Annotated in this window: 14 protein-coding genes; 10 read left to right on the top strand and 4 right to left on the bottom strand. The window is 65.9% G+C overall.

The genetic code is table 11. From position 1 onward, the window contains the following. The gene (gene pyrE / locus BLQ85_RS16215) at positions 1–753 is read left to right on the top strand and encodes an orotate phosphoribosyltransferase (RefSeq protein WP_074578272.1); all 753 of its coding nucleotides are present in this window, start codon (positions 1–3) and stop codon (positions 751–753) included. Between the two features lie 9 nt (positions 754–762). Continuing rightward, positions 763–1,422, top strand: a complete 660-nt coding sequence (locus BLQ85_RS16210) for a DUF4124 domain-containing protein (protein WP_074578271.1) — start codon at positions 763–765, stop codon at positions 1,420–1,422. A 44-nt stretch (positions 1,423–1,466) separates the two neighbouring features. Here BLQ85_RS16210 and gatB read toward each other — a convergent pair whose 3' ends face one another. The 3 genes from gatB to gatC are packed head-to-tail and all read right to left on the bottom strand — an operon-like array spanning position 1,467 to position 4,784. Then, positions 1,467–2,927: an Asp-tRNA(Asn)/Glu-tRNA(Gln) amidotransferase subunit GatB gene (gene gatB / locus BLQ85_RS16205; RefSeq protein ID WP_074578594.1), complete on the bottom strand. Its 1,461-nt coding sequence runs from the start codon at positions 2,925–2,927 to the stop codon at positions 1,467–1,469. Positions 2,928–2,976: 49 nt separating this feature from the next. Then, positions 2,977–4,488 carry an Asp-tRNA(Asn)/Glu-tRNA(Gln) amidotransferase subunit GatA gene (gatA, locus tag BLQ85_RS16200; protein ID WP_175456133.1) on the bottom strand — a complete coding sequence of 504 codons (1,512 nt, stop codon included), beginning with the start codon at positions 4,486–4,488 and terminating at the stop codon, positions 2,977–2,979. Further along, positions 4,485–4,784: an Asp-tRNA(Asn)/Glu-tRNA(Gln) amidotransferase subunit GatC gene (gene gatC / locus BLQ85_RS16195; protein ID WP_074578270.1), complete on the bottom strand. Its 300-nt coding sequence runs from the start codon at positions 4,782–4,784 to the stop codon at positions 4,485–4,487. Before gatC ends, gatA begins: the two co-directional genes overlap by 4 nt. A gap of 307 nt (positions 4,785–5,091) precedes the next feature. Between gatC and BLQ85_RS16190 the strand changes: the two genes are divergently transcribed. The 6 genes from BLQ85_RS16190 (at position 5,092) to BLQ85_RS24970 (ending at position 12,314) form a co-directional block, all read left to right on the top strand. Further along, positions 5,092–6,135, top strand: coding sequence for a rod shape-determining protein (locus tag BLQ85_RS16190; protein ID WP_007872262.1), 1,044 nt, complete (start codon positions 5,092–5,094; stop codon positions 6,133–6,135). A 61-nt stretch (positions 6,136–6,196) separates the two neighbouring features. Beyond that, entirely contained in the window at positions 6,197–7,126 is a 930-nt protein-coding gene (gene mreC / locus BLQ85_RS16185) for a rod shape-determining protein MreC (protein ID WP_074578269.1), read from the top strand. Continuing rightward, positions 7,123–7,641 carry a rod shape-determining protein MreD gene (gene mreD, locus BLQ85_RS16180; protein WP_074578268.1) on the top strand — a complete coding sequence of 173 codons (519 nt, stop codon included), beginning with the start codon at positions 7,123–7,125 and terminating at the stop codon, positions 7,639–7,641. The genes mreC and mreD overlap by 4 nt, the downstream gene beginning before the upstream one ends. A 186-nt stretch (positions 7,642–7,827) precedes the next feature. Beyond that, a complete protein-coding gene (gene mrdA, locus BLQ85_RS16175) occupies positions 7,828–9,900 on the top strand; it encodes a penicillin-binding protein 2 (RefSeq protein WP_074578267.1) in 2,073 nt (690 codons plus the stop codon). Positions 9,901–10,310: 410 nt separating this feature from the next. Further along, positions 10,311–11,819: an ammonium transporter gene (locus BLQ85_RS16170; protein ID WP_371327300.1), complete on the top strand. Its 1,509-nt coding sequence runs from the start codon at positions 10,311–10,313 to the stop codon at positions 11,817–11,819. A 36-nt stretch (positions 11,820–11,855) separates the two neighbouring features. Further along, positions 11,856–12,314, top strand: a complete 459-nt coding sequence (locus BLQ85_RS24970; protein WP_074578266.1) for a hypothetical protein — start codon at positions 11,856–11,858, stop codon at positions 12,312–12,314. Here BLQ85_RS24970 and BLQ85_RS16160 read toward each other — a convergent pair. Next, entirely contained in the window at positions 12,311–12,697 is a 387-nt protein-coding gene (locus BLQ85_RS16160) for a hypothetical protein (RefSeq protein ID WP_074578265.1), read from the bottom strand. The genes BLQ85_RS24970 and BLQ85_RS16160 overlap by 4 nt on opposite strands. 135 nt (positions 12,698–12,832) lie before the next feature. Between BLQ85_RS16160 and BLQ85_RS16155 the strand changes: the two genes are divergently transcribed. Further along, on the top strand, positions 12,833–13,666 hold the full coding sequence (locus BLQ85_RS16155; RefSeq protein WP_083336883.1) for a phosphate/phosphite/phosphonate ABC transporter substrate-binding protein: 834 nt from the start codon (positions 12,833–12,835) through the stop codon (positions 13,664–13,666). 206 nt (positions 13,667–13,872) lie between these two features. After that, complete coding sequence (locus BLQ85_RS16150; protein ID WP_074578264.1) at positions 13,873–14,646, top strand: crotonase/enoyl-CoA hydratase family protein; 774 nt, start codon at positions 13,873–13,875, stop codon at positions 14,644–14,646. Positions 14,647–14,732 lie beyond the last annotated feature (86 nt).

Here is a 14,732-nt window from a genome sequence, read left to right as displayed (position 1 = left end):
ATGAGCACGGCAGGGCAACAACAGGACAACAGGGACGTGGCAACTTCGGCGGACGGCGCGCTGGCACAGGAATTCGTGCAGTTCGCCGTGGAGGCGGGCGTGCTGCGCTTCGGGCAATTCAAGACCAAGGCCGGGCGCATGAGCCCGTATTTTTTCAATGCCGGCCTGTTCGACGACGGGGCCAAGCTGGGACGGCTGGCGCAATTCTATGCGCGCCACCTGCTGGCCGAGGAAAAGCGCACGGGCCTGGCCTTCGACATGATTTTCGGGCCGGCCTACAAGGGCATCCCGCTGGCCGCGGCGGTGGCCGTCGAACTCGCGCGGCTGGGGCGCAACTACCCCTTCGCCTACAACCGCAAGGAAGCCAAGGACCACGGCGAAGGCGGCACGCTGGTCGGCGCGCCGGTCAAGGGCCGCGTGCTCATCATTGACGACGTGATGTCCGCCGGCACGGCGGCGCGCGAATCGATCGCCATCATCCAGGCCGCGGGCGCCGTTCCCCACGCGATGGCGCTGGCGCTGGACCGCCAGGAGAAAGCCACGGAAAACGGCGTGGACGTGAGCCATAGTGCCGTGCAATATGTTACGAAACACCTGGGCCTTCAGGTTTGCGCGATTGCGCGCTTGACGGACTTGCTGCAATATCTCTCAACACAGGGCGACACGCCGGGGTCCAACGGTCCCGATGCACTGTCTCTGAAGACGCACTACCAGGCCGTGCTGGCCTATCGGGAACGCTACGGCGTGGATTAAGGAGTCGATTTGCTCTTGCGAACAGCGCTTACGATCATCTGGGTGTCGGCTGCCTTCACGGCGAGTCAGGCCGCGGCCCAACACATTTATACCTGTGTGGACGGCAAAGGCCGCAAAATCACGGCCGACCGCCCGATCGCCGAGTGCATGGACCGCACCCAGAAGGAACTGAACCGCTCGGGTACGGTGAAGCGCGAGGTGGGGCCCTCGCTGACCGCGCAGGAGCGCGCGGCGCAGGAAGAAAAGGACAAGGCCGCCGCCGAGGCGCGCGCGCGCGAGGCCGAGGACAAGCGCCGGGACCGCGCCCTGCTGCTGCGTTATCCCAGCCGCGCGGTGCATGACCAGGAACGCGTCATCGCCCTGGCCCAGGTCGACGAAGTCATCAAAGCCTCCAACAAGCGAACGGCGGAGCTGGCCGAGCAGCGCAAGGCCATCCAGGCCGAATTCGAGTTCTACGCCAAAGACCCCGGCAAGGCGCCGCCCGGGCTCAAGCGCAAAGTGGAAGAAAACGAGGCCAGCTCGGCCGTGCAGAGGAAGTTCGTCCAGGACCAGGAGCAGGAGAAAAAGCGCGTTAGCCAGCGCTTTGACGAAGAGCTGGTCAAGCTCAAGCAGCTGTGGGCCCTGAGGGAAGGATCCATTCCTCCGCCGGCGTCCAGCGCCAAAAACTGAAGGGGGCGGGCGCGGGCCGCCCCGGTGTCCCCAGGCGCGGCTTTTTAAGCCAGTTTTTTCTTCAGCAGCTCGTTGACCTGCGCCGGGTTGGCCTTGCCCTTGGTGGCTTTCATGGCCTGGCCGACCAGCGCGTTCATGGCCTTGGCATTGCCGGCTTTGACCTCTTCCACATTCTTCGCATTGGCGGCCAGCACGTCGTCGATGATCTTCTCGAGCTCGCCGGTGTCGCTCATCTGCTTGAGGCCCTTGGCCTCGATAACGGCATCGACGTTCGAGCCCTCGCCGGTCCACAGCGCGTCGAACACCTGCCTGGCGGCGTTGTTGGAAATCGTGCCGTCGGCGATGCGGCTGATCAGGCTCGCCAGTTGAGCGGCGTTGACGGCGGAGTCCTCGATCGGTTTTTCTTCGCTGTTCAGGCGCCGTGACAACTCGCCCATGACCCAGTTGCTGGCCAGCTTGGCTTGCTGGCTGGCCTCGGCCACCGCTTCAAAAAACGCGGCCGTCGCCTTGCTCTGCGTGAGCTGGCCGGCATCGTATTCGGGCAGCCCGTAGTCCTTGACGAACCGCGCCGCCATCACGCGCGGCAGTTCGGACATTTCCGAGCGTGTTTTTTCCACCCAGTCGCGGCCAATCACCAGCGGCGGCAGGTCGGGATCGGGGAAATAGCGGTAGTCGGCCGCGTCTTCCTTGGTGCGCATGCTGCGCGTCTCGCCCGTGTCGGGGTCGAACAGCACGGTGGCCTGCTGGATGGCATGGCCGTCTTCGATCTGTCCGATCTGCCAGCGCACCTCGTAGTCGATGGCCTGCTGCATGAACTTGAAGCTGTTCAGGTTCTTGATTTCGCGGCGCGTGCCCAGCGGCTCGCCTGGCTTGCGCACCGATACGTTGGCATCGCAGCGGAAGCTGCCTTCCTGCATGTTGCCGTCGCAAATGCCTATCCAGGTGACGATCTTGTGCAATTCCTTGGCATAGGCCACGGCCTCGGCGGAGGAGCGCATGTCGGGTTCGGTCACGATCTCCAGCAGCGGCGTGCCGGCGCGGTTCAGGTCGATGCCGCTCATGCCGATGAAGTCTTCGTGCAGGGACTTGCCCGCGTCTTCTTCCAGGTGGGCGCGCACCAGGCGCACCGAGCGCTTTTCACCGTCGAGGAAAAACTCGACGCTGCCGCCCTGCACCACGGGGATTTCAAACTGGCTGATCTGGTAGCCCTTGGGCAGGTCGGGGTAGAAGTAGTTCTTGCGCGCGAACACGCTGCGCTCGGCGACGTGCGCGTTGACGGCCAGGCCGAACTCGATGGCGCGCTGCACCGCGCCCTTGTTCATCACCGGCAGCGCGCCGGGCAGAGCGAAGTCCACGGCGCTGGCCTGCGTGTTCGGCTCGGCGCCGAAGGCGGTGGAGGCGCGGCTGAAGATTTTCGATTGGGTGGTGAGCTGCGTGTGGGTCTCAAAGCCAATGATGACTTCGTAGCCCTGCACCAGCGGCCCGGTGGGGCGGCCGGCTTGCATTTCGGCGAAGGGGTTGACGGTGGAGTGTGTCTGGCTCATGTCAAATCACTTAAAGGCTTGGGGGCTGGCGCAGGTGCCAGTCGGTTGCGAGCTGGAACTGGTGGGCCGCGCCCAGCAGTTGCGCTTCCTTGAAGTAGTTGCCGATCAGCTGCAGGCCCACGGGCATGCCGCCGGCGCCGAAGCCGGCCGGCACGCTCATGCCGGGCAGGCCGGCCAGGCTGGATGACAGGGTGTAGATGTCGGCCAGGTAGCTGGCCACCGGGTCGTCGGATTTTTCGCCGATCTTCCAGGCGACGGTGGGCGACACCGGGCCGGCAATGATGTCGCACTGCGCGAAGGCGGTCTGGAAGTCCTGCGCGATCAGGCGGCGGATTTTTTGCGCCTTGAGGTAGTAGGCGTCGTAGTAGCCGTGCGAGAGCACGTAGGTGCCTATCATGATGCGGCGCGTGGCTTCGTCGCCGAAGCCTTCGCTGCGCGACTTCTTGTACATGTCGTCGAGGTCGGTGTACCGCGCCGCGCGGTGGCCGTAGCGCACGCCGTCGAAGCGGCTCAGGTTGCTGCTGGCTTCGGCCGGCGCGATGACGTAATACACCGGGATTGAGAGTTCGGTCAGCGGCAGGCTGACATCCACCAGCGTGGCGCCCAGTTTTTCGTACTCGGCCAGCGCGCCGCGCACGGCGGCCAGCACGTCGGGCGCGCAGCCGGCGCCGAAGAACTGTGTGGGCAGGCCTATGCGCAGGCCCTTGAGCGGCTTGTCGCCGGCCGAGGCGGGGCGCGCGGCCAGCAGGTCGGCCGCATAGTCGGCGGCAGGCAGGTCCAGTGAGGTCGAGTCGCGGTCCGGGTCGGGCCCGGCCATGCTGGAGAGCAGCAGGGCGCAGTCGAGCGCGCTGCGCGCCATCGGGCCGGCCTGGTCCAGGCTGGAGGCGAAGGCCACCATGCCGTAGCGCGAGCAGCGGCCGTACGTGGGCTTGATGCCGGTGATGCCGGTCAGCGAGGCCGGCTGGCGGATCGAACCGCCGGTATCGGTGCCGGTGGCGGCCGGCACCAGGCGCGCGGCCACGGCGGCGGCCGAGCCGCCCGAGGAGCCGCCCGGAATGCGGCTGGTGTCCCAGGGATTCTTCACGGGCTTGTAGGCGCTGTTGTCGTTGCCCGAGCCCATGGCGAACTCGTCGCAGTTGAGCTTGCCCAGCGTGACCATGCCGGCGCCTTGCGGCCCCAGCCTGCCTACCACCGTGGCGTCAAACGGGCTGCGGTAGTTTTCCAGGATCTTCGAGCCGGCGGTCGTGGGGAAGTCGCGCGTGACGAACACGTCCTTGTGCGCCAGCGGCACGCCCAGCAGGGGCGTGCGTTCGCCGGCGGCCAGCCGCGCGTCGGCGGCCCTGGCCTGGGCCAGGGACACGTCGGCGTTGGTCGCCAGGAAGGCGCCCAGGTTTTCGTTCTGGATGCGGGCCAGGAAATGCTGCGTGGCTTCCACGCTGGAGACTTCGCGCGCGGCCAGCTTGGCGGCCAACTGCGCGACACCCAGCTCGTGCAGCGCGGTGTTGTTCAGGCCGCCGCTCATTCGATCACCTTGGGCACAAGAAACAGGCCGCGTTCCACGGCGGGCGCGCTGACCTGGCTGGCTTCGCGCTGGTTGGGTTCGCTCGCGACGTCCTCGCGCAGGCGCAGGGCGACGTCGCCGATCACCGCCGCCGGGTGGGCCAGCGGCTCCACGCCTTCGGTGTTGACGGCGTCCATCTGCTCCACCAGGGCGAAAAAGCCGTTGATCTGGCTCAGGGTGTGCTCGGTCTCGTCAGGGCGCAATTCCAGCCGCGCCAGGTTGGCGACGCGGGCGATGTCTTGGGGTGTCAATGCCATGGGTAGGTATGAAGGAAAATACAGCGGAATTCGAGGGAAAAGGCAGGGAAAAATAGCGTGAAAACAAGGGCCTGAAACCAGGTGTAAAGCTGAAAAAACGGCCCTCATGGACCCATTGATCTACAGGGGATGCGGTATTATCCCGCCTTTGGTGTGAAATCAGGGCCGGATGCACTCTTTAGGCGCTTTTTAAGTGCCTGAAGCAAGGTTTCCAACGCCTCTGGCCCAACTTTCCCGATAATGGCTTAATCAATAAAAAGGCGATGGTGCAACGAAGTATGCCCATGCCCCAACTGGACTCTTGCATATGTTTGAAGCATTTCGTCGGTATTTTTCCACCGACCTGGCCATTGACCTCGGCACTGCCAACACCCTGATTTTTGTACGCGACCGCGGAATTGTGCTCGATGAGCCCTCCGTCGTCGCCATCCGCCACGAAGGCGGCCCCCAAGGCAAGAAAACCATCCAGGCCGTCGGCCATGAAGCCAAGGCCATGCTGGGCAAGGTTCCCGGCAATATCGAGGCCATCCGCCCGATGAAGGACGGCGTGATCGCCGACTTCACCGTGACCGAGCAGATGCTCAAGCAGTTCATCAAGATGGTGCACCCGCGCAGCCTGCTCAAGCCCAGCCCGCGCATCATCATCTGCGTGCCTTGCGGCTCGACCCAAGTCGAGCGCCGCGCGATCCGCGAAAGCGCCCTGGGCGCCGGCGCCAGCGACGTGTACCTGATTGAAGAACCCATGGCCGCCGCGATAGGCGCCGGCCTGCCGGTGTCCGAAGCCAGCGGCTCCATGGTCGTCGACATCGGCGGCGGCACCACCGAGGTCGGCGTGATCTCGCTGGGCGGCATGGTCTACAAGGGCAGTGTGCGCGTCGGCGGCGACCGTTTCGACGAAGCCATCATCAATTACATCCGTCGCAACTACGGCATGCTGATCGGCGAGCCCACGGCCGAAGCCATCAAGAAGAGCATAGGCTCGGCCTTCCCCGGCTCCGAAGTCAAGGAAATGGAAGTCAAGGGCCGCAACCTTTCCGAAGGCGTGCCGCGCAGCTTCACGATTTCCAGCAACGAAATCCTGGAAGCCCTGACCGACCCGCTCAACAACATCGTGAGCGCCGTGAAGAACGCGCTGGAGCAGACCCCGCCCGAGCTGGGCGCCGACATCGCCGAGCGCGGCATGATGCTGACCGGCGGCGGCGCCTTGCTGCGCGACCTGGACCGCCTGCTGGCCGAGGAAACCGGACTGCCGGTGCTGGTGGCCGAAGACCCGCTGACCTGCGTGGTGCGCGGCTGCGGTATCGCCCTGGAGCGCATGGATCGCCTGGGTTCCATCTTCACCTCGGAATAAGCGCAACGCCGTATCTCGTGCCGTGCGCCGGCATGAAGCGGGGCCAGCTTGACAGCGAACCATGCCCTTAGGAACCCTTGACAGATCCCCGCCGCCCTTTTTCAAGCAGGGGCCGTCGGCGCTGTCCAAGCTGATGTTCTTCAGCGCCTTGTCGCTGTTCCTGATGGTCGCCGACACCCGCTTTCGCATCACCCAGCCGGTGCGCGCCGTGCTCGCCACCGCGCTGTACCCGGTGCAATGGCTGGCACTGCAGCCGGTGCGCGCCATCCGCGGCGGCGGCGAATATTTCACCACCCTGAGCCAGGCCAAACTGGCCAGCGAGGAAGCCGGCCGCAAGCTGGCGCTGCAGTCGATGCGCGCCGGCCAGGTCGAGCAGCTGACCCAGGAAAACAACCGCCTGCGCAAGCTGCTGGGCCTGCGCGAGCAGCTCAGCACGCCGGTCATGGCCGCCGAGGTGCTGTACGACGCCGCCGACCCCTATACCCGCAAGGTGATCATCGACAAGGGCATGGCCCAGGGCGTGGACCTGGGCTCCCCGGTGCTGGACGAGTCCGGCGTGCTCGGCCAGGTCACGCGCGTGCATCCGCTGGTCAGCGAGGTCACCCTGCTGGTGGACCGTGACCTGGCCATTCCCGTGCTCAATGTGCGCACCGGCGCGCGCAGCGTGGCCTATGGCGACCCGGCGGTTTCGGGCAGCGGGCTGGAGCTGCGCTTCATGGGCAGCAATTCGGACGTGCAGCAGGGCGACCTGCTGACCACCAGCGGCGTGGATGGCGTCTACCCGGCCGGCCTGCCGGTGGCCAAGATCAGCCGCATCGAGCGGCGCGCCGAGTCGGCCTTCGCCAAGATTTACTGCACGCCCCAGGCACTGGTGACGGGGGCGCGGCATGTCATGGTGGTCAAGCCCGGCACCGGCCTGATCCCGCCGCGGCCCGAGGCCGACGCGCCCGAGGCCGCGCCCAAGAAGAAAGAAAAAGGGGCCGCGAAATGATCATGCGCTCAGGCCAGCAGCTGCTGCTGCCCGCCAACCCGGTGTTCATCTGGTGCAGCCTCATCGCGGCGCTGCTGCTGGACATGCTGCCCCTGGGGCGCGTGCCGTGGATGCCCGACTTCCTGGCGCTGGTGCTGGTGTTCTGGAATGTGCACCAGCCGCTGCGCGTGGGCATAGGCGTGGCTTTCATGTTCGGCCTGGGCATGGACGTGCACCAGTCCTCGCTGCTGGGCCAGCACGCGCTGTCGTACACGGCGTTGAGTTTTTTCGCCACCATGATCCATCGCCGCCTGCTCTGGTTCACCGTACCCTCGCAGGCCCTGCAGGTGCTGCCGCTGTTCGCCGTGGCGCACGGCGTGGAGCTCGTGATCCGCATGATAGGCGGCGGCATCTTCCCGGGCTGGATCATGTTGCTGGCGCCCCTGATCGAGGCTTTGCTGTGGCCCGTCGTGAGCGTGCTGCTGCTGGTGCCGCAGCGGCGGGCGCCAGATCCCGATCAAAACCGGCCGTTGTAATGGCCCTCACGCTTTTCACTTCGTGTAATGCGCTGCCCCCCGAGGGGGCCGCTGCGCCTGCGGCCCGGCAAAGCCGGTTCCGCGGCCCCTGCTGGCCTGCGCGGCTCGCTTCGCATCGCCTTGGCGTCGTAGTGGGAAAGAACGTGCCTTGCGGGCACTTTGCCGCAGCTGTAGAGTCGCACCACCATGACTGAACTGCGGAATGTAGAAGCCGATTTGTCGCGCTTTCGCGCGCGGGTGCTGGTGGCGAGTTTTGTGGTGCTGTGCGCGTTTGCCTTGCTGGCGGCGCGGCTGGTGTATTTGCAGGTGTACCGCCATGCCGACCTGAACGAGCAGGCCGAAAGCAACCGCACGGCCATCGTGCCCATCGTGCCGAACCGCGGCCTGATCCTGGACCGCAACGGCATCGTGCTGGCGACCAACTACTCGGCCTACACGCTGGAGATCACGCCGTCCAAGGTCGAGAACCTCGAGGAAACGATTGCCGCGCTGGAAAAGGTGGTTGACATCCAGCTGCGCGACAAGCGGCGTTTCAAGCGCCTGCGCGAAGAGTCCAAGAATTTCGAGTCGCTGCCCATACGCACGCGCCTGACCGACGAGGAAGTGGCGCGTTTCGCGGCGCAGCGCTTTCGCTTTCCAGGCGTCGACATCAAGGCCCGGCTGTTTCGCAGCTACCCCTACGGCGAGCTGGGCAGCCACGTGGTGGGTTACATAGGCCGCATCAACCAGGCCGAAAAGGAAAGCATTGAGGGCAGCGACGACGAGGGCAACTACCGCGGCACCGACTACATCGGCAAGCTCGGTGTCGAGCAAAGCTTCGAGCAGCAGCTGCACGGCACCACCGGCGTCGAGCAGGTGGAGACCTCGGCCGGCGGGCGCGCGGTGCGCAAGCTGGCCAGCAACCCGGCCACGCCCGGCAACACGGTGATGCTGTCGCTGGACATCCGCCTGCAAAAGCTGGTGGAAGACATGTTCGGCGAGCGGCGCGGCGCGCTGGTGGCGCTGGACCCGAAAACCGGCGACGTGCTGGCCTTTGTCAGCAAGCCGACCTTCGACCCCAATCTTTTTGTCGACGGCATCGACAGCGAAAGTTGGCAGGCGCTCAACGAGTCCATCGACAAGCCTTTGCTCAACCGCGCGCTGCGCGGCACCTACCCGCCGGGCTCGACCTACAAGCCTTTCATGGCCATGGCCGCGCTGCAGACCGGCAAGCGCTCGCCGACCTTCATCGTCAACGACAACGCCTCCTGGAGCTTCGGCGGCCACGTGTTCCGCAGCCACGGCGACATCGCGCTGGGCGCGGTCGACATGTACCGCTCCATCGTCAAGTCCAGCAATGTGTATTACTACTCGCTGGCCAATGAGATGGGCGTCGACGCCATGCACGACTTCATGAAGCCGCTGGGCTTCGGCCAACTCACTGGCATCGACATCAACGGCGAGGTGCGCGGCGTGTTGCCCAGCCAGGAATGGAAACGCAAGGCCTACAAGCGGCCTGAGCAGCAGAAGTGGTATCCCGGCGAAACGATTTCCCTGGGCATCGGCCAGGGTTACAACACCTTCACCATGCTGCAGCTGGCGCAGGCCACGGCGGCGCTGGCCAACGGCGGCATCAAGCACCGGCCGCGCCTGGTCATAGGCACGCAGGACCCGGTCACGCGCGTGATGCACCCGCTGCCGGCCGACCCGCCGCAGGACCTGGGCTACAAGCCGGAGAACGTGGCCATCGTGCGCAAGGCCCTGGTGGGCGTGACGCAGGAGGGAACCTCGGCGCGGGTGTTTGCCGGTGCTGGCTACCTCTCGGGCGGCAAGACCGGCACGGCCCAGGCCGTGACCATAGGCCAGAAGGACAAGTACAACGGTGCCAAGATGGAGGAGCACCAGCGCGACCACGCGGTGTACATGGCTTTCGCGCCGGCTGAGGACCCCAAGATCGCGCTGGCGGTGATCGTGGAAAACGCCGGCTGGGGCGCCGGCGTGGCCGCGCCCATCGCGCGCCGGGTGTTTGACTACGTGTTGCTGGGCCAGTACCCGAGCGAGGAAGACATGATCGCGGTGCAAAAAGGCCTGGCCGCCGCGCCCATAGGCAAACCGCGCCAGGCCTCCGAGATGACCGGCCTGCTGTCGACAGGCGGCACAGCTCCCGGGCCCACCACCGCCGCCGCGGCAGCGGCCGCCAAGGCCAAGGCGGCGGCCATCGCGGAGGCGCTCAGCAAGCTGCCCCCGCCCATGGCCGCGGCCGGCATCAACCCCGACTGAGTGCCGGACCCGCAAGCCTGTCGGAAAACGACAGGCATAAAAAAAGCGCTGGGGTTACCAGCGCTTTTTGCGACAAGGCATCTTTTGGAATGCCCTGTTGCTTGTGTACTTCTAATGGCTCTCTCGTGTCTCCTCGGCTCCTCGCGTTGCGAGCAGCGAGGCTCGTCAGCAAGTCATCCAATGTAGCCCGTGCACTGGCTTAGTGCATTGGGGGTTTCCCGCCCCCGAAACCCTGCGGCATGCCCGCAGTCCGTGCCGCGACGTGCCACACCATGGCGCCCGCATGCACCTTGTGCACGCATTTGTACTCAAAATTGCCTAAAACCCCGCTGCCAGGCACTGGCACGAGTTATGCCTTCGGCCTTTAAATGTTACGGATTGTTGGCTGGATGCAAGAAAGGCGGGCATGTATGTACCTGAAGAGCTTTGTGGCGTGGGGCTTGACGATCTGGGTCGGCATAGCCTGCCAGCAGGCCATGGCGCAGGCGCCCGCTGCACCGGCCGCCGCTTCCGCGGCGGCTGCGGCCAGTGCCGCCGCCCAGGCCGCAGCGACCGCCGCGACTCCTGCCACTCCCGTGATTCCCGCGCCGCCACCGGCGGCCCCCGCGCCTGCGGCGCCGGCTCCCGTGGCGGCCGCATCCGCCCCGCCGCCGCCCGTCGCGCTGACCCAGCCGGGCCTGGTGGGGGCTGAGACACTCAATGGCGCCGACACCGCCTGGATGATGACGTCCACCGCGCTGGTACTGCTCATGACGCTCCCGGGCATCGCCCTTTTTTACGGCGGCATGGTGCGCAAGAAAAGCGTGCTCAACGTCATGGCCTGCGTCGTCGCCATCTGCGCCGTCGTCAGCCTCTTGTGGTTCGCCTTGGGGTATTCCATCGCGTTCACGCCCGGCAGCGGTGCCTGGGGCCATTACCTGGGCGGCACCGAGCGCTTCTGGTTCACCGGGCTGGATTATGTGAAGGACGCGCAAAAGGTCGCGGTCAGCCACGTCGCGCCCAACATCCCGGAGTCGGTCTATGCGATGTTCCAGCTGACGTTTGCCATCATCACGGCGGCGCTGGTGGTCGGCTCCTTCGTCGAGCGTATGCGTTTTTCGGCGATGCTGATCTTCATGTCGCTGTGGACGGTCATCGTCTATGCGCCTATCGCCCACTGGGTGTGGGAACCCAACGGCTGGCTGGCCCGCATGGGCGCGCTGGATTTTGCCGGCGGCTCGGTGGTGCACATCAATGCCGGTATCGCCGGGCTGGTCTGCGCCTATGTGCTCGGCCCGCGCCGCGGCTACGGCCGCGAGCCCTTCACACCCTTCAACCTGGGCCTGACCATGGCCGGCGCCGGCATGCTGTGGGTCGGCTGGTTCGGCTTTAACGCCGGCTCCGCCGTGGCCTCCGACGGCCGGGCCGGCCTGGCCATGGCGGTCACCCATATCGCGGCCGCGGCCGGCGCGCTGTCGTGGATGGCGGCGGAGTGGGCGGTGCGCGGGCGGCCCTCGCTGCTGGGCCTGTGCTCGGGCCTGGTGGCCGGCCTGGTCGCGATCACGCCGGCGGCCGGTTTTGTCTCGCCGCGCGCGGCGCTGGTGTTCGGCGTGGCCGCCGGGCTGGCATGTTACTGGGGCGCCACGGGCCTGAAGCGCCTGCTCGATGCCGACGACTCGCTGGACGTGTTCGGCGTGCACGGGGTGGGCGGCATCGTCGGCTCGCTGCTCACGGGCGTGTTCGCCAGCAAGGCCATCTCGGGCGCGCAAGGCGATGTGCTGACGCAGGCCATAGGCGCGGGTGCCGTCATGTTGTACAGCCTGTTCATGACGGCGCTGGCCTTGTGGATCACTTCGCTGCTTGTCAGCCTGCGCGTCAGCGAAGCCTCGGAAAGCGACGGCCTGGACATCACCCAGCACGCCGAACGCCTGGGTACCTGAGTTGCCGGCATTTCACCTTTTGAAGGACACCACGCCATGCCTTCCAACGAGAAAATCGCCATCGCCGCCCACCTGCACGTATTGCTGCGCCGCAAGACCGGCCGGGTGACCGACACCGAGTGGATGGCCGGCAACATTGAGTACGCGGCCGAGATCGCGCGTTTTGCGCGTGAGAGGGCGGTCGAGGACGGCCACCCCGACCTGGCCGTCTGGGCCGACAGGCTGGAGGAGATCATGGCCGTGCCCGATCCCAAGCCACGGGTGCCGCTGGTGCAGATGGTGTCGGAGGCCGTGAAGGAGCGCAGCGCCCCCGTGATGGCCCCGCCGCCCCAGCCTGACCGCCAGAGCGCGCGCTCCATAGATACCGAGGAAGAGGTTTACCCGGAATCGGGTTTCATCGAATCGACCTTCGGCGCGATCTTTGGCGAAGAGGGCCATCGCGAACGCAAGCACCGCGACCCGAATGCGCCGCGTTATGTGAAGAGCCTGCGCTAGTTCGCCGGCTGCGTTTCCCGCGCGCGGTTCAGGCTGTGCGCCAGCATGTTGCGGGTGCGCGTGCGGATGTTGGCGCTGGCTTCCTCCGCGAAGGTGGCTACATAGGGGTGGCCCGCGTTGTCGGCCAGGATGCTGCGCCGCACCTGCTCCAGGCCGGCATCGCAGGCGGCCAGGGCGGTGTCGGCGAGCACAAAGACGGATTGGCTTGTGTCGGTTTTCAGCGGCAGCAGGGCCTGGTCGGCGCAGCGCTGGTAATCATTGATGGCGGCCGCCACCGGCGCGCGGGCAATCGACAGCGGGTCCTGGCTGGTCCGCGGCGCCGAACCGCAGGCGGACAGGGCCAGGAGCAGGGCGACGGCCAGGGAAGAAGGCGCATGTTTCATGCGCCGCATTGTGTCATCGCCGGCCGGCCGCAAGCGCTTGCCGCCTGTCTGCCGAGGCGCGCTTTTAAGGGTAATCACAGCTAGCCAGTCCCAAGGGACGCCTTTAGCATGCGGACTCTGTATAAGGAGTAACTTATGTTGCGCGATTTGATGGCATTGGCATTCGTATCAGCAGCCGGCCTGCTCGGGCCCGGCCTCGCGATGGCGCAAGCCCCGGCCCAGCAGCTGGTGCTGGGCATCAGCGAAGGCACCTCGGGTGGCCTGGACCATGCCCAGGTGATCGCCAAGTACCAGGGCCTGGCCGAAGTGATAGGCAAAGCCATGAAGGCCAAGGTCAGCGTGGTGTTCGCGCGCGAATTCAAGCAGCTGGAGGAGGGCATGCAGACCGGCCGCTTCGACCTGGTGATGGCCCGCCCCAGCGATTACCCGGCGCGCGGCATGCGCGACTACGGCTACAGCTACATCGCCAGCACCAAACCCGACGGGCAATGCTTCATCATCGCACCCAAGGGTTCCGAGCTGAAGACCATCGACGACGTCAAGGGCAAGCGCATCGCCCTGCCCGAGCAGATCGCCTACATGTCGCGCTTTTGCGCCGCGGAACTGCGCGACAAGGGCATCCTGGTGGGCAAGGAAAACGTGCAGTTCGTGCGCGAGCAGGCCGCGGTCGGCTTTTACCTGGACAACAAGTTCGCCGATGTGGGCGGCGTGGCCTCCTATTCAGGCATCGCCAAGAAGTGGGAGAAAGACGGCGGGCGCATCATTCACAAGAGCGTGCCACAACCCTACTTTCCGATGGTGGCGCACAAGCGCATCAAGCCCGAGCAGCTCAAGGCCATCCAGGAAGAACTGCTGGCCTTGCCCGCCAGCGACGCCGGCAAGGACGTGCTCAAGCGCATAGGCGTGGAGCAGTTCGACACCACGTCCGAGCCGCGCATGCGCGAGCTGCTCAAGTGGCTCAATATCTGAGCCTTTCCTGATTCCAACCGTCATAAAGCTGGCCTGAACCGGGCTGCGCCCGCCGGGCGCCGCAGTCGCCTGCGCGGCTCTTTGTGTGCCGCCGCGATCCGCCTCGCCTTTTCGGCTCCTAGGGTTTTCACTGCCAAAAAAGCCGATCAGCCTCGTTGTAATAGTTATGATTCATAATCATAATTGGCCTCACTGAAAAGACTCCTATGACCCAAAAACACCTGATTCTCGAAATGCGCGGCGACATTGCCGTGATTCGCCTGGCGCGCCCCGCCAAGCGCAATGCTCTGGGCGATGCCCTGGTGCTGGCGCTGCGCGACATGTTTGAAAACCTGCCGCCCGCCGCCAGGGCCGCCGTGATCCACGGCGAGGGCGACCACTTCTGCGCCGGCCTGGACCTCAGCGAACTGCAGGAGCGCGACGCCAGCCAGGGCCTGCACCATTCGCGCATGTGGCATGCCGCGCTGGACCGCCTGCAGTACGGCCCCGTGCCCGTGATCGCCGCGCTGCACGGCGCGGTGGTCGGCGGCGGCCTGGAACTGGCCAGCGCCTGCCACATCCGGGTCGCCGATGAAAGCGCTTTTTACGCCCTGCCCGAAGGCTCGCGCGGCATCTTTGTCGGTGGCGGCGGCGCGGTGCGTATCCCGCGCCTGATAGGCACGGCCCGCATGACGGACATGATGTTGACCGGCCGCGTCTACAGCGCCCAGGAAGGCGAACGCATAGGCATGGCGCAATACCTGGTGCCGCAAGGCCAGGCCTTCGACAAGGCGCTGGAACTGGCCGGCCAGGTCGCGAAAAACGCGCCGCTGACCAATTACGCCCTGATGCATGCCCTGCCGCGCATCGCCGAGCAGCCGGCCGACCAGGGATTCTTCACCGAGGCCCTGATGGCGGCGGTGGCGCAAAGCGCGCCCGAGGCCAAGGACCGCGTCAAGGATTTTTTGAGCGGCAGGGCCGCCAAGGTGAAAAAAGCCTGAGCCCGCCGGCGGGTGCCACCAAGGCCCGGTGAGCAAGAGACGAAGAGACGCAAAGCAAAAACAGCAGAGACAAGAGACAACGAAAC

The sequence above is a fragment of the Polaromonas sp. JS666 genome (assembly GCF_900103405.1).
Classification (GTDB): Bacteria; Pseudomonadota; Gammaproteobacteria; order Burkholderiales; family Burkholderiaceae_C; genus Polaromonas.
The sequence above is the reverse complement of the archived record's forward strand: the minus strand, read 5'-3'. Positions and strand labels throughout refer to the sequence as shown.